The following is a 24,361-nucleotide window of genomic DNA, read 5'->3' as shown; positions in this document are numbered from 1 at the left end:
AAAGTCTGGAAACGTCACACCATGGGCGTGGCCCGGGTCGCCTACATGCACATAAACGGGATAAAGCATTTGGGTTACCCCTGTCATCAGTGATCAGCCAGGCCAGCCTGCTTGAGGATGCTGCGCTGGGTAGGCTGTGGCAAATCTTTCTTGGGGTGCGGCACTGTCACCTTGTTCGGCTGCACCGCGAGTATCACGATATGCTTCACTTTCAATAGCTACTCACAAAGTAATTACAAGAGCTACAGACCCATTTACTTTATAACCATCCCTCAGCGTCCCCAATCCTTTGCACTCATCCACGCCTCCTTGGGCACGTCGTGAATCCAGACGCGCACGTTGACGACAGGGCATCAGCAACTGTCCACTGAAAATGCGGAGGAAAGCGGCTTAGCAACACAGTTCTTGGTTTCGATAGATTGAATTTTCCGCGACTCACGCAGCACGACCTACCGCTTCCGTCATGGCTGGCGATGCCGTGTGGTCACTGCAACTATCAACAGCATCGACTGTCCAGCGTTCAACGACTTGGCGCTGTGCCACTTCCCATTTTGACTTTTGGATGATCGAAGATCAGACAAGTGGTGGTTGCATGCGCATATAGCTTGCCATCTGGTCCGACGATCCGCCCCTCTGCTGTGGCAACCTGACGGCCAGCATGAACCAATTTGCCTATCGCGCGGATTAACGGAACCCTATCGGTCAAAGCGCGCACCATATTGACCTTCAACTCCAGCGTGGTGAAGCCTTTGCCTGCCTGCAAGGTCGAATGCACTGCACATCCTACCGCCGTGTCGAGCAATGTGGCAAACCATCCGCCATGTACCGTGCCCAAGGGGTTGTAATGCCTGCGGTGCGGTCGACCTTGGAAAACCACGGAGCCAGGCTCAATGCGAATCGCAACGAAATCAAGAGTTTCCCCGATTGGGGCGGGCGGCAGTTTGCCTGTCCGTATCCTCTCGAAGAATTCCATACCAGAGAGACCGGCGAGCTGCTCTTTCGTAGCAATATCTGGTGCGATCAGGTGCGCACATGTTTCCTCTTCCTCTGCCATCCAATTGGCCACAACTTGATCAACATTCATTTGCAATTCCTTCTTCAAACATCTTGACATCGACAACAGTGGTAGATGCGGCATATCACATGGAGAGTCGTTCAAGACTATGCGGTGACGAGTCTTTTGACACGTTCCTCGCGGATGGGCAGATTCAGTAAGGCGGCCAAAGCGGCCAAGACCATGTCGGCGTACCACATCCAAGTGAAGTCTCCGAACTGACTCATTGAGATACCGCCCAGCCAGGCTCCTAGAAATCCTCCAATCTGGTGCGACAGCAATGTCAATCCGAACAAAGTCGCAAGGTAACGGGTACCGAACAGCTTGCCGACGATGGCGGCGGTCGGGGGTACGGTGGCGAGCCAGGTAAGACCAAGCCCGATGGCGAACAGGTAGTAAGTCCACTCGACTTTGGGCATCATCAGATACCCCAAGATGAGTAGCGTTCTTGAACCATACATCACTGACAGGATGTATTTGCTCCGATACTTTGCCACGAATGAGCCTGCAATCAGACTACCCAATATATTGGCGATGCCAATAAGCGCCAAAGACCAACTGGCAACATTAGGCGGCAGACCGCAGAGACCAACCTCCCCTGGTAAATGCGTCACCAAGAAGGCAATATGAAAACCACAGGTAAAAAAACCAGCATGCAAAAGGAGATAACTGGGGTTCTTGAGTGCATCCAGAATCGCTCGCTTTAGCCCACCGTTGTGTACGCCATGAGCGTCAAGTGCTGGCTGTGTGCCTGTCACCCGGCTGACGAGAGGAATGGCGGCCAGGGCCACGATTGCCATGGAGCCGATAGCCCCCATCCAGCCGATACTCTGAATAAGCTTTTGCAGGAGGGGCGCGAAAACGAACTGCCCAAAGGAACCGCCGGCATTGATGATCCCGGAGGCCGCACCTCTTGACTCTACCGGTAAACGCCGAGCTGCCGCACCAATCAGCACGGAAAAACTACCCATTCCCGACCCCACCGAAGCCAATAGACCAAGTGAAGCGGCAAGACCGAATCCACTTGAAACAAAGGGGGTGATGAGGCAACCTAGCGCCAAAATAACCAGGCCCGCGATGAGTACAGGGCGCGGACCGTAGTGATCAGCAATGGCTCCAGCCACCGGTTGAACAGCCCCCCAGGTGAATTGGCCGATAGCCAAAGCGAAGCTGATGGTGACAACACCCAGACCCGTCGAGGTATTCACAGGACTCACAAAGAGCCCGAATGACTGTCTGATACCCATGGTGACCATGAGAATACCTGCTGAAGCAAGAACGATGATCAGCAAATCAGGACGACGCACACTGTGAAACATGGAGCCGTTCTTTCAATAGGTTGTTTTTCATGGGCAGAGAAGTCCACTCCTGCCGAAGTTGCATTTTTATGCCCGCATGCGGCGCGTGCGAAAGGTGCCCCAACCGCTGCTTGCAGCAGACTTCAAGAAAGCCGACAGCCCGCTCTCATTGGGACGCGGCGATTGGCCCCTTGCAATGCGTTTGAGTTGGCGCTCGTACCACCACACCTCCATCATCCCCATGCGATCAACTGCCTTGATGCCGGTTTTGATCGGGCGGACCTGCTGCGGGCTGTCACGTCCTTGCAGCAAGGCGGCGGGTGCGTCGGGGTCGATCGCCAGCAGCCGCGCCAGGCCCACCACATCCAGCGCACCGGAACGCAGGGCGGCGTTCATGCCGGCCGCGGTGCGGAAGCCTCCGGTCACCATCAGCGGCACCTTCACGGCGGCACGCACTTTCTCGGCAAATTCGATGAAATAGGCTTCGCGGGCCACTGTGGACACCTTTTGAGGCTCTTGCGTCGCGCCACCCATGGCGGGCATCTCGTAGGTGCCACCTGAAATCTCGATCAGGTCGATGCCCGCATCGGCCAGCGCCCGGATCGTCTCGAGCGATTCTTCTTCGGTAAAGCCGCCGCGTTGGAAGTCGGCCGAGTTGAGCTTGATCGCCACCGGGAAGTCTGGCCCGACCTGGCGGCGGATTTCCGCGTAGACGGCCAACACGAAGCGCCGCCGCTTCTCAGAAGTGCCGCCCCATTCGTCATTGCGTCGGTTATGGTGCGGAGAGAGGAACTGGCTGACCAGGTAGCCATGCGCCCCGTGGATCTGCACGCCACTGAATCCGGCCTTTTTACAGATGGCAGCGCTGCGGCCAAATCGCTCGATGATGTCCTGTATCTCGGACGGGGTGGCTTCGCGCGGGGTCTCAAATATTGCCGCCATGTCCTCCCGGAAAGGCACAGCCGAGGGTGCGAGGTTGTACGCATTCAACCCCTTGGTTGATTGTTTTCCCGGGTGGTTGAGCTGCACCCAGATAGCCGTCCCTTGCTCGGTTGCCGCTTGCGCCCATTGCCTGAGGACAGACAAGTCAGTCTCGTCCTCGATCGCCACATTGCCCGGCTCGCCCAGTGCGCGGCGGTCGATCATCACGTTGCCCGTCAAGATCATTCCCAGCCCCGAGGAACCCCAGCGCCGGTACAGTCGTACAAAGTCCGGGGTCGGGCGATTGTCGTAGGTAGCCAGCGTTTCACTCATGGCCGCCTTGGCGAGTCGGTTGCGCAGCACGGTGCCGTTGCGGAGGGTCAAAGGTTGATTCAGCAGGTCTGTTTTCATGGGGACCTCAGAACGCGGTGCGGTCATAGGGAGAAACGATCTTCGGCGGCTGGAGGAATGCCGTCAGCCCCTGGAACCACATCACTTCGCGAAAGTCGCCACTGATGGTCAAGTCTTTGCTGCCCACGCCTCTGATGAAGGCTGCCTGGGCGTCCTTGGCTGACAGAATAGAGAAACCTTTGGCAGCATTGGTAAAGCTGAGTGTGAACTGGGCATTCGGCGACAAACCGGCAAAGGACTGGATCGCACCGTTTTCGATGACATAGTGGCGACCGGCACCGGAAGCTGTGCGAATCTGAAATAGCAGGCGTTTGGCCCCGACATACTGTGCGCAGTCGGGGCTGTGCTTGATCTTTCGTTGCAGCATCTGGGCGAGTGCCCACAACAGGAATTTAAATTTAAGCATTTCGGGCATCCTTTAGAAGTGAAGAGCGCGCTCGGACGATGACTGTCATCACGTCACTCGCTCAGAAACTGGACTGCGTGACGCAGGAAGCGCTGCGGGTACTGGAACTGTGCGGCGTGGCCAGCGTCGGGGTAGATGAACAACTGAGCATTCGGCATGTTGCGAGCCATGTAGAACGAGTTGATGGTCGGGACCATCACGTCGTTCACCCCATTGAGAATGAACGTGGGGTGGTGGACGCCGCGCAAATAAGCGAAGGGATCGTCCTCCGACAGCCTTGGCAGATAGAGTATGTTGGCCTCGATCTGTGCAATTCCGGCTTCCTGGGAGGACGGCGGATCTTGATCCTTGCGCTGGTGACGCCGTTCCCAGAACGCCTTTGCGGCCTGCTCGGCCTGCGCCGAGCGACCAAAGAACAGGTACAGGAAGTCTTCAAAATCGGGGACGGGATTGACGGCGGTGGTCAGCACGCGCTGCTCCATGTCGGGGTTGCCGCCGCGCGGGCCGGTACCCAACAACATCAGTTTGCGCACCAGAGTGGGATGACGCCAGGTCAGATCCAGTGCCTGAAAGCCGCCCAGCGAAAAGCCCAGAAGGTCGATCTGCTGCAGGCCCAGCGCGCGCACGAAGGCGGCCGCATCGTCGGCCATGTCCTCAATTCGGGTGCGCGGTTTGCCGCCAGACGACGCTATGCCGCGGCCGTTGTAGAGAATGACTTCACGGCCTTCGGCAAGACCGTCGGTCATCAAGGGGTCCCAATGGTCCATGCCGCCACGAAAATGTTGCAGCAACAACATGGGCGGTTGGTCTGACGTGGCATTGCCCCAGCGGCGATAGGCGAATTTGTCGCCATCGACTTCCACAAAGCGGGTGGTGGCGGTGAGGTGGTTGTAGCTCATATTGAAATCCTTTTGTGGACGGGCTTTGGCTGCGATCTCAGGTCGCGCTTCGCACCGGCAGCGCCAGTCGAGGCTTGCCCAGCACCTGGGTCGCCACCTTTGACGCAACGCGCCGCGACAAGAAGCGCACGCCGAACGTGGATAACTGGTTAAACAGGCCAGGTACCACCGTGCGCTTGCCAGCCAGCATTGCGCGGACGGCAGCGTGTGCCACGAACTCAGCGCTTTTCGTCGAAGCATTTGCGATCCACGAGTAGTCGCCCCCGCCGGACGCGGCGTGGAACGCGGTTTCGGTGCCGCCGGGGCAGATGCAGGTCACCGACAGTGGTGTGCCGCGGTACTCGTCATGGAGAGCCTCGCTGAAGTTGCGCACGAACGCTTTCGACGCGGCATACAGCGCCATATTCGGCACGGACTGGTACGCGCCGGTCGACGCGATGTTCAGCATGTGCGCAGGTGTGGTGCCAGCCCTGTGCGCATCCACAAAGCAGCGCGCAAGCGCGACGAGCGAAGTCATGTTGAGCTGGACAAGCTCCGCGTCACGCGCCCAATCGACCTCGTCGAAGCGGCGAAAATAGCCGAAGCCGGCGTTGTTGATCAGGATGTCGATAGGGCCACTGGCAGTGGCGGCGGCCCACAGTGCGTGCGCGGCATCGGGCTTGCCGAGATCGGCGGTGACGATCTCGACCTTCACGCCCTTGCAGCTTGCGGCGACCGCTTCAAGCGCGGCGCGGCGGCGCGCCGTCAGCACGAGATCAATGCCGAGCGCCGCCAACTCACGCGCGATGGCCGCGCCAATGCCGCTGGATGCGCCGGTCACCAGTGCGCGCTTAGCCATCTTGACGGTGGTGTTTGTACTCATATTTGCCTCAACAGACTCATGCGTTGACATCAACAACCACGCGGCCCTGGACTCTTCCTTCGAGCATTTGGGCGGCAACCGTGGGCACCTCGGCCAAGCCGACCACGTGAGTCGCGCGTGCGAGCTTGGCCAAATCCAGGTCCCGCGCCAGCCGTGACCAAGCCTCGATGCGCACCTGTTGGGGGGCATTGACCGAATCAATGCCAGCAAGCGTCACATTACGCAAGATGAAAGGCAGCACAGAAGCAGGGAGGTCCATGCCTTGGGCCAGACCGCAAGCGGTGACCACGCCCCGGTACTTTGTTTGCGCCAGCACATTGGCCAGCGTGTGGCTGCCGACCGAGTCGACGGCACCAGCCCACTTTTCACCGGCTATCGGCGCTCCCGGCTCCGACAGCGTCCGGCGATCGATGATGTCGGCAGCCCCCAGGCTGCGCAGATACTCGCTCTCCTCCAGTCGCCCGGTAGAGGCGACAACCCGGTAACCGAGGCCGGACAGGAGGGCGATGGCGACGGAGCCGACACCGCCATTGGCACCCGTCACGAGGATGTCCCCATGCTGGGGCGTGAGCCCGCCATGCTCAAGCGCCATCACCGACAGCATCGCTGTGTAGCCCGCCGTCCCGATGGCCATCGCATCCTTGGTGGACAAGGCGGCCGGAAGCTTGATCAGCCACTCACCTTTCACGCGCGCCTGCTGCGCATAGCCGCCGTGGTGGGTTTGGCTCAAGCCCCAGCCATTGGCGACGACGCGGTCGCCAGCAGCGATGCCGGGGTAGGAAGAAGTCTTGACCGTGCCGGCGAAGTCGATGCCGGGAATCAGGGGGAACTGGCGAATGACCTCCGCACGGCCGGTGATGGCTATCGCGTCCTTGTAGTTCACGGTGGAGTAATCGATGTCGACCACGACATCGCCGGGCATGAGGTCTGCATCGCTCAGCGAGACTACGCTGGTCGTGATCTTGTCACCGGTCTTGCTGGCAAGTAGTGCTTGGAATGTCATCGTTTTCTTTCAAATGGTTTGTTATTGCGATTGCTGAGCTGAAATCAACCGATCTTGTAGCGAGGAGCAGGCGTTCCAGCCTGGGTACCGGCAAACAGTTCGGTGCGGGCTGCCTCGTACTTGTCCCACAGACTGGCATCGGCGACTGACGGCCAAGTGATCATTTCGCCTTGGTCCAGGCCCGCGAGCGCCGCATCAACCATGTGCTCGGTCGTCATCAAAGTCTCCTTGTTGAGGGCGGCCAGCGGAACGCCCGACAGATCCCAGAGCTCGGTAGCCGTCGCTGCTGGCAGAACCAGTTGAACCTTCACCCCGGTTTCAGCCAGTTCTTGCTGCAAGCCTCTGCTGTATTGCAATACGAAGGCTTTGGTGCCGCTGTAGATGGCGCTGATGGGCAGCGAGTGGACGGCCAGGGCGGAAGCGATGTTGATGATCAGGCCCTGGTTCCTCGCCACGAACGCGGGCATCACAGCTTGCGTCAGACGCGTTAGTGCTGTGATGTTGAGGGCAATCTGGGTCAGCGCGTCGTTCGCAGATGTCTGGGCAGCAGGTGCCAGGCGCGCAACACCGGCGTTGTTCACCAGGACGTGCACGTCCCCATGGGTGGCCAGAATCGTCTCGATTCGCGCCACATCCTGATCTTTGGTCAGATCGGCCACGACTGGCTCGGCTTTGATACCGTGCGCCTTTGATATCTGCGTGCAGAGCGCTTCCAGTCGGTCAGCGCGTCGTGCGACCAGGATGAGATCGTATCCACGCGCAGCGAGGCGATCCGCATAGACGGCTCCGATGCCGGAGGAAGCCCCGGTGATAAGGGCGACTTTCTTAGAGCTGGGATTTGTCATTGTTAGCTTTCCAATTAAATTGAATGATTGATCTGCAAATGCCTGAATCTGTCCTATCGGGCAAGAAACTCAAGTGCGCTGGGCACGAATTCGGCATGGAACTGGAATATGCCGCCATGCCCCGCATCGGGATAAATGATCAAGGTGCTGTTCGGAAGCCGCCGCGCCAAGTCGTGCGTGTTTGGCGTGGGGACCATGCGGTCTGCATCGCCGTTGACAACGAGCACCGGCTGCTTCACGACCGAGAGATCCGCGGGTTCTTTTTGGCCCCAGGCGCGCAGGGCCTGCAACTGGGCCAGAAACGCGCTCACGGAAATGTCCTTGTCCCGATTCTCAGATCGCTCCTTCAACCGCTCCAGGAACGCCTTGCCGGCTTCGATGCCATTGGGTGTGCGGGTAAAGAACAGGTACTGCTTTGCATCCTGGCCCGTAAAGAAGCCCCGCAGCATGTCGTAAAAGGTCACCCCCGACACCGAACTGATGCCCTCGCCACCCGCAGGGCCGGTCCCCGCGAGAATCATTTTTCGGACGAGTTGCGGCTCCTTCAGCACGATTTCCTGGGCAACCATGCCGCCCATCGAAAAGCCCAACAGGTCCACCTGCTGGAAGCCCATGGCCTTGATGAAGGTGACGGCATCGTCGGCCATCTGTTCCATCGCATTCGACGGTGAGCCACTGGATGCCCCGATGCCACGGTTGTCGAAAGCAATTACATGGTGCTTCGCTGCAATGCCATCCATGATCCGGGGATCCCAGTTGTCCAGCACGGCAGCCAGATGGGCAAGAAGCACCACGGGCGTTCCGCCGTTTTGCTTCCCCAATTCCCGGTACGCGAAGCTGATGTCGCCTGCCGTAATGGTTTGCGTGGCCACACTCTTCCAGGAGTTTCCCAACGTTTGGCCAGATGTCTGCAGAGCTTGGGGCATCCCGGTGGACACCGCGTCTGCTGCGCTCACTGACGCTGGCAGGAGTGTGGCAGCCATTGCGAGCCCGACCAGTGCGGCCTTCAAAAAATGTTGCATTGCATTGGTCTTCATGCTCAGGCTCCGAGGCTTGGATAGTCGGTGTAGCCCTTTGGGCCGGGCGTGTAGAACGTTGACATGTCCAGAGCGCTGACTGCCGCGCCGTTTCGCATGCGGGCAACCCAATCGGGATTGGCGATAAATGGTCTGCCAAATGCAATCAGATCGGCACGCCCTTCTGCAAGCGCAGCCTCGGCACTGGCGCGGTCAAATCCACCGGCAAGAATGAAGGTGCCTTTGAACGCGGCACGCAAGGCTTTTTTAGTTGCTTCTGGTACGGGTGGTGTGCCCAAGGCAGAATGGTCTAGCACGTGGATATAGGCCAACTCCAGTGAAGACAAGGCATCCGTCAGTGCAAGGTATTGCGCATCCACTTCAGGGAATGTGCCTGTGCCTCCCAAAACACCGTGCGGGGACAGGCGGATACCCACCTTGTCCGCACCAATAGCGGCAGCGGTCGCGCGTGCAACTTCCAGTGCAAAGCGGTTCCGGCCTTCGATGCTGCTGCCATAGCCGTCCGTTCGCTTGTTGACGTTCGCATTCAGGAACTGCTCGATCAGGTAGCCATTTGCAGCGTGCAACTCAACGCCATCAAAGCCTGCTTCGATGGCCAGCTTGGCGGATTGCACATATTCATCAACGGCGGTCGTGATGTCCGCCTGCGTCATCGCCCAGGGCGTTGAATGCGGCTGCATGCCTTGAGCGTCTGTGATCATCTCTCCAGGGCACGGGTCTGCTGAAGGTCCCACCACCTCGGCCCCTGCCGGAAGATTGGCAACGTGCGTTACCCGGCCTGTGTGCATCAGTTGAATGACGATCTTCCCGCCTTTGGCATGCACGGCATCGGTCACCTGCTTCCAGCCTGCGACTTGAACGGCATTGAAAAGGCCGGGCATGCGGGGATAGCCCAGCCCGTTGGGCGATGGCGAGGTGCCCTCAGTGATGATCAAGCCCGCCGTCGCGCGTTGACCGTAGTACTCGGCCATCAGCGCAGTGGGTATGTTGTCTTGTGAAGCACGGCTGCGGGTGAGCGGCGACATGACAACACGATTGCTCAATTGCAAGGACGATGCCTTAAGCGGTGTAAATAACATGGTTGTTTTCCGATGGGTTGTGTGGGATGGGCTGTGATCAGTTCGCCTGGGGCAGGTAGCCCGGGCGCGGCGCCGTTAGCCCTTGCCGGACCTGTTGTGTCAGTGCATCGGCCAGCACTTCTTCTGCGCCTGTCTCCAGCCCGTCGAGTGCGCGTTGGACGATTTCTTCAGCGCTGCTCTTCGGTACTTCGAAGCCGCGTGTGAGGTCAGTGTCCACATAGGCCATGTGCAATCCCAGTACCTGGGTCTTCTGACCCGCCAGCTCGTGGCGCAGAGCGTTGGTCAGCGACCACGCGGCTGACTTGCTGGCCGAATAGGCTGCCAACTCGCCACCGTTCACCCACGACGCGACCGACAACACATTGAGCAGCGCGCCGCCGCCATTGGCCTTGAGCACCGGCGCGAAGGCCTTGCTCATGTTCAGCATGCCAAAGAAGTTGGTCTCGAAGATGCGACGCGCAACCGCTTCGCTGTCCTGCGCGAGAAACCCTCCGGGTTGGGCAATGCCGGCGTTGTTGATCACCAGCGTTACGTCCGCCGCCTGGTGTGCAGCGGCGGCAACCTGCCAGGCATTGGTCACATCCAGCTGCAAAGCCTGCACACCGGCCAAGGTCACCGTTGCAGGATCTCGGGCTGTGGCGTAGACTTTGCGGGCGCCACGGGCGAGCAATTCACGCGCAAAGGCCAAACCGATTCCACGGTTGGCACCGGTGACGAGGACGACAGCATTTTCGATTTTCATAGGGGACTCCAAAAGAGGGGGTGGGAAACTAGACTCACTTGACTTTGACGACGACCTTGCCTTTTGCCCGGCCTGCCTCGACGTAGGCCAGGGCTGCATTGGTTTCTGCAAACGGGAAGACCCTATCCACCACGGGGCGGATAACACCGGCGTCCAAGAGGCGGGTGATCTCGCGCAGTTGGCTGCCGTTGGCTTTCATGAAAAGGAACGAGAAATCGACCCCAAGGCGCTTGGCCTTGCGGCGGACGCCCGCGCTCAGCAGCCGCATGACCAGTCTGACGAAGCCGGGGGCTTTGATTTCCTTGCCGAATGCGGGATCAGGCGGCCCGGAGATGGAGATGAGTTTTCCGCCGGGTTTGAGCACGCTCAGAGACTTCACCAGAGTTTTGTTGTCCTGGCTGTTCAGGACCACGTCGTAGTCGCGCAGCACATCCTCAAAGTCTTGCGTCTTGTAGTCGATGACGACATCCGCGCCCAGACTCTTGACGAGCGCGACATTGCCTGAGCTCGTGGTGGTGGCAACGGTGGCGCCCAGGTGCTTGGCCAACTGGATGGCAAACGTACCTACACCGCCGGAGCCAGCCTGTATGAAGACCTTCTGCCCCTTCTTCAGCTTGGCCTTCTCGACCAATGCCTGCCAGGCCGTCAAGGCCACCAGGGGAATGGAAGCGGCTTCTTCCATGGTCAGGCCCTTGGGCTTGAGCGCCAGGGACGCTTCCTTGACGGGGACGAATTCCGCGAACGTGCCTATTCGTAAATCATCGGGCCGCGCATAGACCGCATCGCCCGGCTTGAACTGCCGCACGCGCCTACCAACCTTGACAACCTCCCCCGCCACGTCGTGACCCAGGATGAGCGGCAGGCGGTAGGGCACGATGAGTTTGAACTCTCCGTTGCGGACTTTGGCGTCCACCAGGTTCACGCCAGCGGCATGCACCTGGACCAGGATCTCGTCATCGCGCAGCTCCGGCGTTGGCACATCTGCCAAGCGCAACGCGCTCTTTTTTCCATAGCGATCAATGGTGAATGCTTTCATGGTTTTCCTCTTGTCAAAAAGTGGTGGGGTGGAACCCAATGGTTTGGGCTATCTTGGAATTTCGTATGATGATCGTCATATTTTTTGGCAAAAAAAACTTCAGTCGGTGGATGCAGGCTTAGCCAGACTCAGGCTCTTCAATGTCGCGCTACGCAGCGCGTCGGACAATGCGGAATCATTGACAGCGCGGGCCAGCATCAAAGTGCCAACCATCGTGGCCACGGTCACCAGCGCACGCTCATGCGCGCCGGGTTGCCCCCAGTCCGGGAACTGGCGGGCGACGAGATCAACCATCTCCTTGATACGGCGCGTGGCGGCGCGGCGCACCTCGGGCGATTGGCGCGGCATCTCGGAACCCAGGGCTGAAATCGGGCAACCGGTCTCAATGCTCTCCAGATGCTCCTTGGAAAGATAGACCTGCATGAGGGCCTGCAGCGCCCGCTCGGGCGGCACTGCCGCGATGACACTCGCCGCAGCGGCGTTGGCTTCGGCACCCGCACGGTCCGCCGCTTCGGCCAGCATGGCTTCGCGAGACGCAAAATGGGCGTAAAAGGCGCCATGCGTCAGGCCGGCTTCTTTCATGATGTCGGCAACACCCGTGCCGTCATAGCCGCTACGACGGATGGCGCGTGCCGCGGCATCGACGATGCGCTCGTGCGAAGCTTCTTTGGCTGCGGTTCGGATATTGGATGGTGAATTTCGCATGACGAGCATCATACAACAATTTATTCCAGCATGCAACAGGCTGATCAAGGCATGGCGGCAGTACCAGTATGCGGGCCACATTTTGCCACTTGCTAGCTATTAAATGTATAGCTGTATATGCATATTGCACGAGGGATGTCGCCACATTTATATTGAACCATTCGCTGAAAATGACCAATCCCCTAAACTAAGCTTTTCTCTCAACCAACACCGTCCGCCACCATGCACCTCCGCAAACTAGGCCCCTTCCAAGTCTCCGCGATTGGCCTGGGCTGCATGAACCTCAGCCACGCGTACGGCGCTCCGGTATCGGCAGAACAGGGCGAGCGTGTGCTGCTGTCGGCGCTGGACGCCGGCGTCACGCTGTTTGACACCGCTGCCCTCTACGGCTTTGGCGCCAATGAAATCCTGGTCGGACGGGTCTTGAAACCGCACCGCCAAAAGTTCACCTTGGCCAGCAAGTGCGGCATGCAGGGCGTGGACGTGAATGGCGACGGCAAACTGCTGCGCGTGATTGACGGGCGTCCGCAGACCATTCGCAAGACCTGCGAAGACAGTCTGCGCCGCCTGCAAACCGATGTGATCGACCTCTACTACCTGCACCGCTGGGATAAAAAGGTGCCGGTTGAAGACAGTGTGGGCGCCTTGAGCGACCTGGTGCGCAAGGGCCATATCCGCAGCATTGGCCTGTCTGAAGTGTCCGCCGCGACCTTGCGCCGCGCGCATGCCGTGCACCCGATTGCCGCCGTGCAAACCGAGTATTCGCTGTGGACGCGCAACCCCGAGATCGCCGTGCTGGATGCCTGCAAGGAACTCGGGGTGGCCTTTGTCGCCTTCAGCCCGGTGGCGCGTGGCTTTTTGTGCGGCCAGCTGCAAGACGTGAACACGCTGGATGCCAAGGACATTCGGCGCAGCATGCCGCGTTTCGCGCCCGATACCTACGCGGCCAACCTCAAGCTGCTGCCGGCCTACCAGCAAGTGGCCCAAGAGGTGGGCTGCAGTCCGGCGCAGCTGGCGCTGGCCTGGCTGCTGCACCGGGGCGAGCACATCATCCCCATCCCCGGCACCACCAGCGTGGCGCATCTGGCCGAAGACCTGGCGGCGGTGGACCTGCGTTTGAGCCCGGCGGTCATGGCCCGGCTCGATGCGTTGATCAACCAGAAAAATGTGGTGGGTAGCCGCTACAACGCGCAGGGCAACAGCGAAGTCGATACCGAAGACTTTTAGGCGTGCGCTGATACAAAACGAAATAAATCGAAACCCCGCTGAGACCTGCCGCCGGCCATTCTGGACATGATAGGGCCGGCGATGGACGGCTCTGAGCTGTGCCGCATCATCCGCAAAGAAAGCGACATCCCCCTTGTGATGCTGACCGTTCGCGGCAAGGATGTAACAAGCTGAATATCCACTGAACTGTGGGTCGCGCCACGTCTCCAATGTTCATGAAGCCATCTATCAAAGGCGCGGCGAAACGCCTTACCTTTTCGCTGTTTGTCGTGTCTGCCTTGGGCGGATGCGCGGTCTACGGGCCTGTCGCCCCTGGACCCTACACGTACACAACGGACGCTTATGGCCAACCCGTTTACGCGACGCCTCCCGTCAGTGCGTACCCGTACTATTCCCCTTACTACTATGACCCTGTGTACATAGCGCCACCGGTATCTTTGAACTTCGGCTTTGGATTCCCGTTATGGGGCGGCCATCATTCATTTGATCGGGGCGGGCGCGGTGGGCCACGCGGCTCTGGGCGCGGTCACCGGTGATCTTGGGCGTCCTTGGGGCTTGAATCCGGCATCCGTCACACACGGTTGATGTTCACTTCAGCAGCAGGGTGCCAAGGTCAAACGCGGCATCTCCGACTTGGGCTGGCGTGGGTGACACGCCGGCGTCGAGCAGCTTGCGCGCCTGCAGGTGGTCGCGGCTGGCGTTGACGCTGTCCACCGCCAGCAATTGCCCGGCGCGCAGGTGATACACAGAGAAACTGCCGCTGTCCATGTCGCCGCGCACAGCCCACTGGTCAGCGCCGCCGGAGAGGCCCGCCATCTGCAGCTTCTTGTCGTACTGGTCGCTCCAGAACCAGGGCGTGGCAGTGAAGGGGCGCTCTTGTCCCAGCAGCGCGGCGGCGACCGACTTGCCCTGCTCGATGGCGTTTTGCACCGACTCCAAGCGCAGCAGGCTGCCGTCCGGCAGGCGGCGCGCGGCGCAGTCGCCTGCCGCCACGATGACCGGATCACTGGTGCGGCCGCAGGCATCGACCACGATGCCGCGCTCGCATGCCAGGCCGGCGTCGCGGGCGAGCTGCTCGTTGGCGCTCACGCCAATGCCCACCACCACCAGGGCGGCGGGGTGCAGCGTGCCATCGGCCATGCGCACGCCGCTCACAGTGCCTTGGCGGTCGGCTTCCAGCGCCGTGATCTGCGCTCCCAACACCAGGTTGACGCCATGGCTGCGGTGCAACTGGGCGTACCAGTCGGACAGCAGCGGGGCCAGCACGCGCCCCAGCAGTCGGGGCGCAGCTTCCAGCACGGTGACGCGCAAGCCCTTCTTGCGCGCGGTGGCCGCCACTTCCAGGCCGATGAAACCGCCGCCAATCACCACCACCGGCAACTGCTGTTCGATGCACATCGCCATGCGTTCGGCGATGGCGCTGGCATCCATGCGTGAACGCAGGGCCAGCACACCCTTGGCATCGCCACCTGGCAGTGGCAGGCGGCGCGGAGTGGAGCCGGTGGCCAGCACCAGGCCGCTGTAGGACAGGGCACTGCCGTCGGCCAGCTTGACTTGCCGGGCCGCACGGTCGATGGCGTTGACCTGGGTGTGGGTGCGCAGCGCGATGTTTTTGCGCGCCAGCGCTTCGGGCGCACGCATCACCAGTTGCTCAGCGCCGATGTCACCGGCCAGCCAGGCTTTGGACAGCGGCGGGCGGTGGTAGGGGCCGTGGGGCTCGTCGCCCAGCAGGGTGATGGCGCCGGCAAAGCCGCCGGCGCGCAGGGCCTCGGCGGTTTGCACACCGGCCTGGCCGGCGCCGATGATGACGATGTGGGCCGTCATGCTCTATTCCTGCATGTCAGGCAGGTGGATGATCAGGCCGTCCAGCGCGGCGCTGGCCTTGATCTGGCAGGCCAGGCGGCTGCCCGGGCGGCGCTCGGCGGCCACGTTGTCCAGCATGGCCAGTTCGTTGTCGCTGGCGGGTGGCAAGTCCGCCAAGCGGGCTTCATCCACATAGCAGTGGCAGGTGGCGCAGGCACAGGAGCCGCCGCATTCGCCCAGAATGCCGTCCACGCCGTTGGCCGTGGCGCCCTGCATCAGGCTCCAGCCGTCGGCCAGCTTGAGGGTGGTGGCTTGCCCCGAGGCTTCGATGTAGGTGATGTTGGCCATGGTGTCAGACCACTGCCAATTCCAGCACCAGCGGGCTGCGGAAGGTGGAAGACGGCATCCAGGGCAGTTGCTCCTGCACGCGGTGGTACTCGGGCACCACTTTGTGGAACTCGTCAAACGCAATCTTCACCGCCAGGCGCGCAATGGCGGTGCCCAAACAGGCATGTACACCACCACCAAAGCCGAGGTGGCCGCGCGGCTTGCGCGTGATGTCGTAGGCATCGGGGTTGGGGTACTGGCGCTCGTCGCGGTTGCCGCTGCCATAGGCCAGGCAGACAAAGTCACCCGCCTTCATGGTCTGGCCGTGAAGGGTCACGTCTTTCATCAGGCGGCGGCGAAAGCGCTGGGCCGAGGTGTTGAAGCGTAGCGACTCTTCCACCGCGTCCGCCAGCAGCGCCGGGTTGGCCACGCACTGGCGGCGTGCATCGGCGAAGTCGGCCATGTTGAGGGCAAACATGGCCATGAAGCCGCCCAACGATTCGATACCGGCCATGATCAGCGTGGTGGTGGTCAGCAGCACTTCGCGCTCGTCGAGTTTGTCGCCATCAATTTCGGCCATGCTGAAGTGCGAGATCAGGTCGTTGCGCGGGCTGGCGCGGCGCTCGGCAATGACGCCGGCGGCGTAGTCCTGCATCCAGTTGTAGGCGGCGATGTGCTCGGGGCCCTTGGTGCGGGTGACCGGGTCGGACTGCACCATCATGACGGCCTTGTCACGCACGGTGGATTCCGGCACTGTGACCTCGGCTCCGGTGGGCAGTCCCAGCGCCGCAAACAGCACGCGCACCGTGAACTTGGACGAGAACTCGCTGATGAAGTCGAACTGTTTTTTTCCGCGCAAGGATTCGGCCACTTCACGGGCGATGTCACGGATCGGTTCGCTCAAGGATTCCAGATTGCGTTTCATGAATGCGTGCTGGATCAGGCCGCGCAGGCGGTCATGGCGCGGTGCGTCGGTGGTGCCCAGCGTGGCGCCGGCCCGGCCGGGCAACTCGGTCATCAGGTTGCCGCTGGCGGACGAATAGGTCTGCGCGTCCTGCCCGGCAGAGACGATGTCGGCGTAGCGCGACAGGATCCACATGTCGGCTTCAGGGCTCCAGAAGCAGGGGTGTTCGTCGCGCAGGGTTTTGTAAAACGGGAACGGGTTCGCGTCCACGGCAGGTGCATAAGGGTCAAAACTGAACATGGCTTGTCTCCGGTAGTTATTTGTCGAAGGCGAACTTTAGGGGCAGTGGTGCGGTTGCGCACTGCAAAAAGGTGTGCCAGTGCTGGTACTTTTCATTCAAAATTGGTTCATGACCATAAGCAATAAAACCCGTGTTCCCAAGCGCAAGGCACAGGCAATTCCGACCTTTGCCCTGTATGGCGAGAGCGTCACTTCGGCGCAGGACATGTTGCACATTGAAGATGTGCAGTCGCGCAGCCAGCTCTACCAATGGGAGATCGAGCCCCATGTGCACCACGGCCTGTACCAGGTGCTGTGGCTGCAGCAGGGCACGGCCGATGTGCTGCTCGATGAGCGGCGCGAAGCGGTGCGGGGGCCGACCGCCATCGTGGTGCCGCCGGGGGTGGTGCATGGCTTTCGTTTCGCACCTGCCACCGATGGCCTGGTGCTGACGCTGAGCGCCAAGTTTCTGGAAGCCGGGGAGTTCCAGGCCGTCGGTGAAGCGTTTCGTGCGCTGTTTGCGGCACCGGGCCTGCTGCCGTTTGAGCCCGGGCAGGTGACGGCGGTGCGGCTCAATGCGCTGTTTCGGGAATTACTGGCCGAGTTCCTGCTGCCGGGCTCGGACGGCTCGCCGGTGCCGGTGTGGCTGGCCCGCTCACTGGTGTGGCGGCTGGCCCAGGCCAGTGCCCGTGGGCAGCAGGTGCAGGGTAAACGCGCTTATGGGCACCAGGCACTTTTCACACGTTTTCTGCTGCTGGTGGAACAACACTTTCTGGAGCACTGGCCGCTGGAGCGTTATGCCTCACGCCTGGGCCTGTCCACGCCACGGCTGAACCGACTGGTACGTGAGCAGCGTGGTGTCAGCGCGCTGGAGCTGGTGCACGAGCGCCTGACGCGCGAGGCCTGCCGTCGGCTGATCTACATTGCCGCCCCGGCGGCCCGGCTGGCGGCAGAGCTGGGGTTTGAAGACCCGGCGTATTTCTCGCGCTTCTTCAAGCGCCGCATGGGCGTGAGCCCGCAGCGTTACCGGTCAGAGCACGGCGGGCAGGACTGAGCGAGGGTCATGACGGTGCTGCCAGCTCAGTGCTTGCCACTTTGAGCGAAATCTGGCTCAAGCCCGCGCGCAACCATTGATGCGCAGGATCGTTTTGGTAGCGAAGGTGCCAGATCATGTACATCGGCATCTTGGGGCAGTCCAGCGGCACCGGTGCGCTGGCCAGATCTTTGAACAGATGTTGCTGTAGCAAGCCGGGGGCTGTGGCCAGCAGCTGGCTGCCGCGCATGAAGGCGGGCAGCGCGGCCATGCCGGGCACCATGACCCTGAATTGGCGCTGCACGCCACGCCCGGCCAGCCACTGGTCCAGATCCAGCGCACGTTTGGGCTCGTACACCACGGTGATGTGTTCTGCGGCCAGGTAGTCGGCCAGGGTTTGCGGCGCGTCCCGCTGATTGGGATCGTAATACACGCGGTAGCTGTCTTCAAACAGGCGTTTTTGCATCACGTCGCCGCCCACTGGCGGGCGCGGGCTGATGACCAGCTGGCAGTGCTCCTGGCGCAGCATCTCCAGGCTGGGGATGTTGGACGGAATCACCCGCAGGGTCACACCCGGCGCTTCTTGCCGCAATTGCGCCATCAGCGGCGGCAGCAACACGTCACGCTGAAAGTCGTTGGCGGCGATGGTGAAGGTGCAGCGCCAGCGCGCCGGGTCAAACGCGCCTGACATGGCAAAACCTTCCATGGCCATCAGCAGCTCGCGCGCTTTGCCCGCCAGCTGCTCGGCGTGTGCGGTGGCCACGATACCCCGGCCGGATTTGACAAACAGCGCGTCGCCCGTGATGGCGCGCAGTTTGTCCAGCAAATGACTCACAGCCGACTGGGTCACACCCAGGCGCTGCGCGGCACCGGTGATGGAACCCACCTCCACCACCGCCACCAGAAGCTGCAGCAGGTGGCCGTCAAGGTCGGTGTAGTTGAATTTGCTCATGGGTGTCCGTTGTGCTTATTCATCGAATCTGCTCATGTGTTTCATCATGATTCATCTCTTTATTTTATTTAATAGTTGCCAAATACTCCAGCTTTGTCCGTCCTCTCAACAAGTCGAAACAGGAGATTCACAGTGGTTTCACGCACCCCCTTGCCGCAAATTCCGGGCACCAACCCGTTTGATGGCGAATTGGCCAAAAAAGGCTATGCACTCAACAAGATGTGTTTTTCGTTCAACTCGGCCGAGAACCGCGCCGAGTTCAAAAATGACGAAGAAGCCTACATGCGCAAATACGGTCTGACCAAACCACAGGCCGCCGCCATCCGTGCCAAGAACGTGCTGCAACTGCTTGACGCGGGGGGCAATGCCTACTACCTGGCCAAATTTGCCGGCATTTTTGGGCTGGATATGCAGGACATTGGTGCGCAGCAAACCGGCATGACCAAAGAAGAATTCAAGGCCAAGCTCGTGGCCGCAGGCAAATAAATCAGGAGAACAACAATGGCAAAAATCATCGGTGGCCTCGGCACCTCCCACATTCCCGCCATCGGCGGCGCAATCCACAAAGGCTTGCAGCAAGACCCGTACTGGAAGCCTTTTTTTGACGGCTTTCCCCCCATTCACGAATGGCTCAAAGCGCAAAAGCCCGATGTGATGGTGATCTTCTACAACGATCACGGCCTGAACTTTTTCCTGGACAAGATGCCCACTTTTGCGGTCGGTGCGGCTCCTCAATACGTCAATTCCGACGAAGGCTGGGGCATTCCTTCGCTGGAAGCGCTCAAGGGGGAGGTGGACTTGTCCTGGCAAATCATCAACCATCTGGTAGACAAGGAGTTCGATATCACCACCTGCCAGGAATTGCTGGTGGATCACGCCTGCTCCTTGCCGCTGAAGCTGTTTTTCCCCGAGGGTAACTACCCCGTGACGGTGGTGCCGGTGTGTATCAACACGGTGCAGTTCCCGCTGCCCAAAGCCCACCGGGTGTATACGCTGGGCCGCGCCGTGGGTGAAGCCGTGGCGGCTTGGGACAGCAGCAAAAAGGTGGCTTTCATTGCGTCAGGCGGCTTGAGTCATCAGCTTGAAGGCACACGCGCCGGTTTCATCAACAAGGACTTTGACCTGAAGTTCATGGAAAGCCTGCTGACCAACCCCGAGTGGGCGACCCAGTTCAGCATCCACGAGCTGGTGGAAAAAACCGGCACCCAGGGCATCGAGCTGCTGACCTGGCTGGCCATGCGTGCGGCCTTGACGGTGGGTGAGGGCGCAGGTGTGCGCAAGGTGCACAGCAATTACCACATCCCGATTTCCAACACCGCTACGGGTTTGCTGGCGCTGGAAAAGGTGAGCTGAAGAGCGGGAAGCAACCGGGGGGCTGCGGCGTGCCCCTCCCCCCGGTCGATCAGTCCTCGCCCAGCCCGATCGGTGCCGGGGCGTGGTTCACGATGCGGGTGAACAATTGGTCGTACAGCGGGTCACGCGGGTATTGGCCGGTGAGCGGATCGCAATTGGTCTCGAACGCGGCATCGATATCCTTCCAGTCAGCCGCGCTGAGCACCTTCATGGCCGCAGGCAAGATCACCGTTTCTTCCAGGCGCATGTGCTCCAGGTAGAAGCTCAGGTAACGTTTGGCAGCCACGTCAAACGGCTCGCGCCGGGATTCGCCCAGCAGCTCCCAGGCCAGCAGCAGGTGCTGCAACTCGCGCACGTTGGACTCACCCAGTTCGTGCTCCCGGTCCAGTTGGGCGATCAGCGCCGCGGTCTCGGGTGAACGGGCCGCCACCTTCGGGAATAACAACTCGGTTTCCTTCGGGTGGTGCAGGCGCTCGGGAAACTCGTCGATGTAGAACAGCATGGCACGCAACACGTCAAAGAAGTTTTGCGGATGGGCACCGGGGCCACGCGCCACCATCATGCCCAGCGAGCGCAGCATGGCCGCCAGGGTGGCGTGTTCGTCGCGAATGATGTGAATGCTGGAGGGTTCCATGGTGTGCTCTTTGGGTGAAGGTTGAAGATCAGGTGTCAAGCATGTTTTAGGCCTCTAGCCCAGGTAGAACGTGCACAAATAGCTATTATTTATATAGCAATCATAGTCAGCGTGCCACACCCAGCAGCTTGTCCAGCAGGGCGGGCTGCTCCTGCAGGCTGCGGGCGGTGCCGGTGTGCACCACGGTGCCACGGTCGAGCACAGCGGCGGTGTCCGAGATGGCCAGAATCGCCTGCGGGTGCTGCTCGACGATGATGGCTGACAAGCCCTCATCGCGGGTGATGCGCCGGATGGCGCGCAGCAGCTCCTGCACGATGATCGGTGCCAGGCCTTCACAGGGTTCGTCCAGCAGCAGCAGCGTGGGGTTGAGCACCAGCGCACGGCCCAGGGCCAGCATCTGCTGCTCGCCACCCGAGAGCTGGGTGCCCAGGTTGCTCTTGCGCTCGGCCAGGCGGGGAAACAGCTCGTAGACACGCTCGGGAGTCCAGGGGCGTGAGGCCCGTCCGGCGCGGGCCGGGCGGGCCACCGCGGTCAGGTTCTCATGCACTGTGAGGGACTTGAAGATGTTGCGCTCTTGCGGCACCCAGCCAATGCCGGCGGCGGCGCGTTCGTGGGAGGGCAGCTTGTGCAGTGTGACCGACGTTGCGCCAGTCCCCAAGCTGATGCTGCCGCCATGCTGGCGTGTGGCCCCGGCCAGGGTGTTGATCAGCGTGGTTTTACCGGTGCCGTTGCGCCCCAGCAGCGCCAGCGTCTGGCCTTCGGCGATGGACAGCGACACGCCGTGCAAGACCACCGCCTCGCCGTAGCCGGCGCTCAAATTCTCGACCTTGAGCAATTCACCCATGGTGTGTGCCTCCTGCGCTGGCCATCATGCCGCCCATGGCATCGTTGATTTCATCACCATGGCCCAGGTACACGGCCTTGACCTGCGGGTCATGGGCAATCTGGTCCGGGTCGCCCTCGGTCAGCACCGTGCCGTTCACCAGCACCGTCATGCGCTTGGCAAAGCTGAACACCAGGTCCATGTCGTGTTCGATCAGCAAAATAGACACGTCAGCGGGCAGTGCCGCCACGGTTTGCAGCAGCTCTTCGCGCTCACCGGCGGGCACACCGGCCACCGGTTCGTCCAGCAGCAGCACCCGTGGTTCACAGGCCAGGGCAATGGCGATCTCCAGCAGGCGACGCTTGCCGTAGGCCAGCACGCGGGTGGGCTGCGTCATCACCGCCGTCAGGTGGAACTGCTCCAGCAGTTGTTCGCAACGCTCGGTCACGCGCTGATTTGCGCCCAGCGCCTGCCACCATTTGTTGCCCAGGCCTTGCTGCTGCGACACCACCATGGCCAGCGTTTCCAGCGGGGTCAGGGTGTCGAACAACTGGTTGATCTGGAAGGTGCGCACCATGCCGCGGCGCACCCGTTGGTAAGGTGCCAGCGTGGTGATGTCTTGCCCCTCCAGCACGATCTTGCCCGAGGTGGGTTGCAGCACGCCGGTGAGCAGATTAATCAGCGTGGTTTTGCCCGCGCCATTGGGGCCGATCAGCGCGTGACGCGCGCCTTGTTTCAGGTCCAGCGTGACATTGTTGGTGGCGGTGATGCCGCCAAACTTCATCACCAGGCCTTGGGCCGACAACACGGTGTCGCTCATGCCGCACCCCCCGTCTTGCCTTTCCCAAACCAGGTCCAGGGCCTGATCAGGCGCTCACGCCCGACCAGCACCAGCACCACCAGGAACAGGCCGATCCAGAAGGTCCAGTACTGCGGCGTGATGCTCGATATCGCGTCCTGCATCAGCTTGAACACAATCGCGCCGGTGATGCCGCCATACAGCCAGCCGACACCCCCAATCACCAGGATCAGCATCACATCGGCCGAGCGGTGAAACTCGAACAAGTCCAGCGAGGCAAACCCGGTGGTTTGCGCCAGCAAGGCCCCTGCCGCTCCGGCCAGGGCCGCTGCCACCGTGTAGACCAGCGCCATGCGACTGTTGACGGCAATACCAATGGCCATGGCGCGCAAGCGGTTGTCGCGAATGGCTTTGAGCGTGGCACCAAACGGTGAATTCACAAACCGACGCGTGATGACAAAGACCACCAGCAGCACCGTCAGTGAATACCAGGCCGCCGTGCGCCCGGTCAGGTCAAACTCAAACTGCCCCAACAGCGGCCCCATCATCACGCCCTGCAGGCCATCGGCGCCGCCGGTGAGCCAGTCCAGCTTGTTGGCCAGCTCGCCCAGGATCAGGGCCACACCCAGCGTGACCATCAGCCGCGTCAGGTCGGTGCCGCGCAAAATGGTGGCGCTGCACAGCGCACCCAGCAGCGCGGCGCAGGCGATACCTACCGCCAGGCCGACCAGCGGGTCAGGCATCACCAGCTTGGCAAACAGGGCCGCCGAATACGCCCCCATGCCAAAGAAGGCCGCATGACCGAGCGACACGATGCCGGTGAAGCCCAGAATCAAATCCAGCGACAGCGCAAACAGCGCCACGATGGCTATCTCGTTGATGATCAGCGCGTGACCACTCAGCAGCAACGGCGAGGCCAGCGCCAGCAGCCACAGCGGGACTTCCCAACGCTTCCAGCGGCCAGTCTGGCGAAGCAGGTCTTGTGTGTTGCTCATCATTTGCCGCCCTTGCGCACAAACAGGCCTTGCGGTCGCCAGATCAAAATCGCAATCATCAGGCTGTACACAATAAAGCCGCCCAGTTTGGGGATGTAGTACTTGCCCGCCACATCGGCAATGCCCAGCAACAGCGCGGCCAGCAGGGGGCCGGTGATGCTGGAGGTGCCGCCCACGGCGACCACAATCAAAAAGTAAATCATGAATTTCAGCGGAAAGCTCGGATCCAGCCCCAGCACTTCTGCCCCCAGTGCGCCACCGAGACCGGCCAGCCCGGAGCCGACCGCAAAGGTGGTCAGAAACACCAGGTTGACGTTGATGCCCATACCGGCGGCCACACGCTGGTCGTCCACCGAGGCGCGCAGGCGACTGCCGAAGCGGGTTTTGGTCAGCACGTACTGCAACGCCACGGTGAGCGCCGCACATACGGCAATGATGAACAGCCGGTAGTGCCCCATGCCCAGCATCCAGGCCCCGTCACCGAATTCGGTGCGGCCCTTGAGCCATTCGGGCAGCTGGATAATTTGCTGGCCCGAACCAATGAAGTAGTCGGCGCTGGCCACGGCCATGAAGGTCAGGCCGATGGAAAACAGCACCTGGTCCAGGTGCGGCTTGTGGTACAGCGGGCGGTACAGCGTGCGCTCCAGCAGCGCACCCAAGAGGGCCGAGCCGACAAAGGCCAGCGGCAGGCACAGCAGAAAGGGCACGCCAAATTTTTGCATCAGCAGCACGGTGATGTAGCCACCCACCATGGCAAAGGCACCGTGCGCCAGGTTGATGAAGTTCATCAGCCCCATGGTCACGGCCAGGCCCACCGCCAGAATGAAGAGCAGCATGCCGTAGGCGATGCCGTCAAAGAGAATGGTCAGCATAAGCGATCCAGAGTAATGCACATACCGGAGCCAGTCCGGCCTGTGTGTCAGGCCAACGTGCG

General features: G+C 61.1%; 28 protein-coding genes. 5 read left to right on the top strand and 23 right to left on the bottom strand.

What is annotated here, in order from left to right; genetic code table 11:
• Nucleotides 1-86: 86 nt before the first annotated feature.
• From RFER_RS23270 to RFER_RS01515, 14 genes are all read right to left on the bottom strand, one after another.
• On the bottom strand, nucleotides 87-215 hold the full coding sequence (locus tag RFER_RS23270; RefSeq protein WP_011462644.1) for a type II toxin-antitoxin system HicA family toxin: 129 nt from the start codon (nucleotides 213-215) through the stop codon (nucleotides 87-89).
• 305 nt (nucleotides 216-520) lie between these two features.
• Nucleotides 521-1,084, bottom strand: a complete 564-nt coding sequence (locus tag RFER_RS01575) for a PaaI family thioesterase (RefSeq protein WP_011462643.1) — start codon at nucleotides 1,082-1,084, stop codon at nucleotides 521-523.
• Between the two features lie 77 nt (nucleotides 1,085-1,161).
• Nucleotides 1,162-2,373 (bottom strand): MFS transporter, encoded by a 1,212-nt coding sequence (locus tag RFER_RS01570; protein ID WP_011462642.1) that lies wholly within the window; start codon nucleotides 2,371-2,373, stop codon nucleotides 1,162-1,164.
• A 66-nt stretch (nucleotides 2,374-2,439) separates the two neighbouring features.
• Nucleotides 2,440-3,684: an NADH:flavin oxidoreductase/NADH oxidase family protein gene (locus RFER_RS01565; RefSeq protein WP_011462641.1), complete on the bottom strand. Its 1,245-nt coding sequence runs from the start codon at nucleotides 3,682-3,684 to the stop codon at nucleotides 2,440-2,442.
• Nucleotides 3,685-3,691: 7 nt separating this feature from the next.
• Nucleotides 3,692-4,090, bottom strand: a complete 399-nt coding sequence (locus RFER_RS01560) for a hypothetical protein (protein ID WP_011462640.1) — start codon at nucleotides 4,088-4,090, stop codon at nucleotides 3,692-3,694.
• 53 nt (nucleotides 4,091-4,143) lie between these two features.
• A complete protein-coding gene (locus RFER_RS01555; RefSeq protein ID WP_011462639.1) occupies nucleotides 4,144-4,989 on the bottom strand; it encodes an alpha/beta fold hydrolase in 846 nt (281 codons plus the stop codon).
• Between the two features lie 37 nt (nucleotides 4,990-5,026).
• Nucleotides 5,027-5,851, bottom strand: coding sequence for an SDR family NAD(P)-dependent oxidoreductase (locus RFER_RS01550; RefSeq protein ID WP_041790010.1), 825 nt, complete (start codon nucleotides 5,849-5,851; stop codon nucleotides 5,027-5,029).
• A 16-nt stretch (nucleotides 5,852-5,867) separates the two neighbouring features.
• On the bottom strand, nucleotides 5,868-6,854 hold the full coding sequence (locus RFER_RS01545; protein ID WP_011462637.1) for an MDR family oxidoreductase: 987 nt from the start codon (nucleotides 6,852-6,854) through the stop codon (nucleotides 5,868-5,870).
• A 44-nt stretch (nucleotides 6,855-6,898) separates the two neighbouring features.
• Complete coding sequence (locus RFER_RS01540; protein WP_011462636.1) at nucleotides 6,899-7,699, bottom strand: SDR family NAD(P)-dependent oxidoreductase; 801 nt, start codon at nucleotides 7,697-7,699, stop codon at nucleotides 6,899-6,901.
• Between the two features lie 53 nt (nucleotides 7,700-7,752).
• Nucleotides 7,753-8,625, bottom strand: a complete 873-nt coding sequence (locus RFER_RS01535; protein ID WP_425057094.1) for an alpha/beta fold hydrolase — start codon at nucleotides 8,623-8,625, stop codon at nucleotides 7,753-7,755.
• A gap of 113 nt (nucleotides 8,626-8,738) precedes the next feature.
• Nucleotides 8,739-9,815: an alkene reductase gene (locus tag RFER_RS01530; RefSeq protein WP_011462634.1), complete on the bottom strand. Its 1,077-nt coding sequence runs from the start codon at nucleotides 9,813-9,815 to the stop codon at nucleotides 8,739-8,741.
• A 37-nt stretch (nucleotides 9,816-9,852) separates the two neighbouring features.
• On the bottom strand, nucleotides 9,853-10,557 hold the full coding sequence (locus RFER_RS01525) for an SDR family oxidoreductase (protein ID WP_011462633.1): 705 nt from the start codon (nucleotides 10,555-10,557) through the stop codon (nucleotides 9,853-9,855).
• A gap of 34 nt (nucleotides 10,558-10,591) precedes the next feature.
• A complete protein-coding gene (locus RFER_RS01520) occupies nucleotides 10,592-11,593 on the bottom strand; it encodes an NADP-dependent oxidoreductase (RefSeq protein WP_011462632.1) in 1,002 nt (333 codons plus the stop codon).
• Nucleotides 11,594-11,692: 99 nt separating this feature from the next.
• Nucleotides 11,693-12,310 carry a TetR/AcrR family transcriptional regulator gene (locus RFER_RS01515; protein ID WP_041790009.1) on the bottom strand — a complete coding sequence of 206 codons (618 nt, stop codon included), beginning with the start codon at nucleotides 12,308-12,310 and terminating at the stop codon, nucleotides 11,693-11,695.
• Nucleotides 12,311-12,520: 210 nt separating this feature from the next.
• On the opposite strand from RFER_RS01515, the gene RFER_RS01510 reads away from it, so the two are divergent.
• Together RFER_RS01510 and RFER_RS24790 are read left to right on the top strand one after the other, a co-directional pair.
• Nucleotides 12,521-13,525: an aldo/keto reductase gene (locus RFER_RS01510; RefSeq protein ID WP_011462630.1), complete on the top strand. Its 1,005-nt coding sequence runs from the start codon at nucleotides 12,521-12,523 to the stop codon at nucleotides 13,523-13,525.
• 450 nt (nucleotides 13,526-13,975) lie between these two features.
• Nucleotides 13,976-14,110 carry a hypothetical protein gene (locus RFER_RS24790; RefSeq protein WP_279587689.1) on the top strand — a complete coding sequence of 45 codons (135 nt, stop codon included), beginning with the start codon at nucleotides 13,976-13,978 and terminating at the stop codon, nucleotides 14,108-14,110.
• A gap of 3 nt (nucleotides 14,111-14,113) precedes the next feature.
• Here the strand turns inward: RFER_RS24790 and RFER_RS01505 are convergent, their stop codons facing one another.
• Genes RFER_RS01505 through RFER_RS01495 form a run of 3 tightly spaced genes read right to left on the bottom strand, consistent with a single transcriptional unit; the run spans nucleotide 14,114 to nucleotide 16,859 of the window.
• Entirely contained in the window at nucleotides 14,114-15,349 is a 1,236-nt protein-coding gene (locus RFER_RS01505; RefSeq protein ID WP_011462628.1) for an NAD(P)/FAD-dependent oxidoreductase, read from the bottom strand.
• A 3-nt stretch (nucleotides 15,350-15,352) separates the two neighbouring features.
• Nucleotides 15,353-15,676, bottom strand: a complete 324-nt coding sequence (locus RFER_RS01500) for a 2Fe-2S iron-sulfur cluster-binding protein (protein ID WP_011462627.1) — start codon at nucleotides 15,674-15,676, stop codon at nucleotides 15,353-15,355.
• Between the two features lie 4 nt (nucleotides 15,677-15,680).
• Nucleotides 15,681-16,859, bottom strand: a complete 1,179-nt coding sequence (locus tag RFER_RS01495; protein WP_011462626.1) for a cytochrome P450 — start codon at nucleotides 16,857-16,859, stop codon at nucleotides 15,681-15,683.
• Between the two features lie 109 nt (nucleotides 16,860-16,968).
• On the opposite strand from RFER_RS01495, the gene RFER_RS01490 reads away from it, so the two are divergent.
• A complete protein-coding gene (locus RFER_RS01490; RefSeq protein WP_011462625.1) occupies nucleotides 16,969-17,892 on the top strand; it encodes a helix-turn-helix domain-containing protein in 924 nt (307 codons plus the stop codon).
• Between the two features lie 7 nt (nucleotides 17,893-17,899).
• Here RFER_RS01490 and RFER_RS01485 read toward each other — a convergent pair whose 3' ends face one another.
• Nucleotides 17,900-18,823, bottom strand: coding sequence for a LysR family transcriptional regulator (locus RFER_RS01485; RefSeq protein WP_011462624.1), 924 nt, complete (start codon nucleotides 18,821-18,823; stop codon nucleotides 17,900-17,902).
• Between the two features lie 132 nt (nucleotides 18,824-18,955).
• Between RFER_RS01485 and RFER_RS01480 the strand changes: the two genes are divergently transcribed.
• Complete coding sequence (locus RFER_RS01480; protein WP_011462623.1) at nucleotides 18,956-19,309, top strand: protocatechuate 4,5-dioxygenase subunit alpha; 354 nt, start codon at nucleotides 18,956-18,958, stop codon at nucleotides 19,307-19,309.
• Between the two features lie 15 nt (nucleotides 19,310-19,324).
• Entirely contained in the window at nucleotides 19,325-20,176 is an 852-nt protein-coding gene (locus RFER_RS01475; protein WP_011462622.1) for a class III extradiol dioxygenase family protein, read from the top strand.
• Nucleotides 20,177-20,225: 49 nt separating this feature from the next.
• On the opposite strand, the gene RFER_RS01470 is transcribed toward RFER_RS01475, so the two are convergent.
• The 5 genes from RFER_RS01470 to RFER_RS01450 form a co-directional block, all read right to left on the bottom strand.
• Nucleotides 20,226-20,810, bottom strand: coding sequence for a hemerythrin domain-containing protein (locus RFER_RS01470; RefSeq protein ID WP_041790007.1), 585 nt, complete (start codon nucleotides 20,808-20,810; stop codon nucleotides 20,226-20,228).
• A gap of 106 nt (nucleotides 20,811-20,916) precedes the next feature.
• Nucleotides 20,917-21,654 (bottom strand): ABC transporter ATP-binding protein, encoded by a 738-nt coding sequence (locus RFER_RS01465; protein WP_011462620.1) that lies wholly within the window; start codon nucleotides 21,652-21,654, stop codon nucleotides 20,917-20,919.
• Complete coding sequence (locus tag RFER_RS01460; protein ID WP_011462619.1) at nucleotides 21,647-22,453, bottom strand: ABC transporter ATP-binding protein; 807 nt, start codon at nucleotides 22,451-22,453, stop codon at nucleotides 21,647-21,649. The genes RFER_RS01465 and RFER_RS01460 overlap by 8 nt, the downstream gene beginning before the upstream one ends.
• A complete protein-coding gene (locus RFER_RS01455) occupies nucleotides 22,450-23,427 on the bottom strand; it encodes a branched-chain amino acid ABC transporter permease (protein ID WP_011462618.1) in 978 nt (325 codons plus the stop codon). Before RFER_RS01455 ends, RFER_RS01460 begins: the two co-directional genes overlap by 4 nt.
• Nucleotides 23,427-24,299 (bottom strand): branched-chain amino acid ABC transporter permease, encoded by an 873-nt coding sequence (locus tag RFER_RS01450; RefSeq protein ID WP_011462617.1) that lies wholly within the window; start codon nucleotides 24,297-24,299, stop codon nucleotides 23,427-23,429. Before RFER_RS01450 ends, RFER_RS01455 begins: the two co-directional genes overlap by 1 nt.
• Nucleotides 24,300-24,361: the final 62 nt, after the last annotated feature.

This window comes from Rhodoferax ferrireducens T118 (genome assembly GCF_000013605.1).
Lineage (GTDB): Bacteria > Pseudomonadota > Gammaproteobacteria > Burkholderiales > Burkholderiaceae_C > Rhodoferax > Rhodoferax ferrireducens.
Note: the sequence above shows the minus strand (reverse complement) of the source record. Positions and strands in the feature narration are given on the sequence as shown.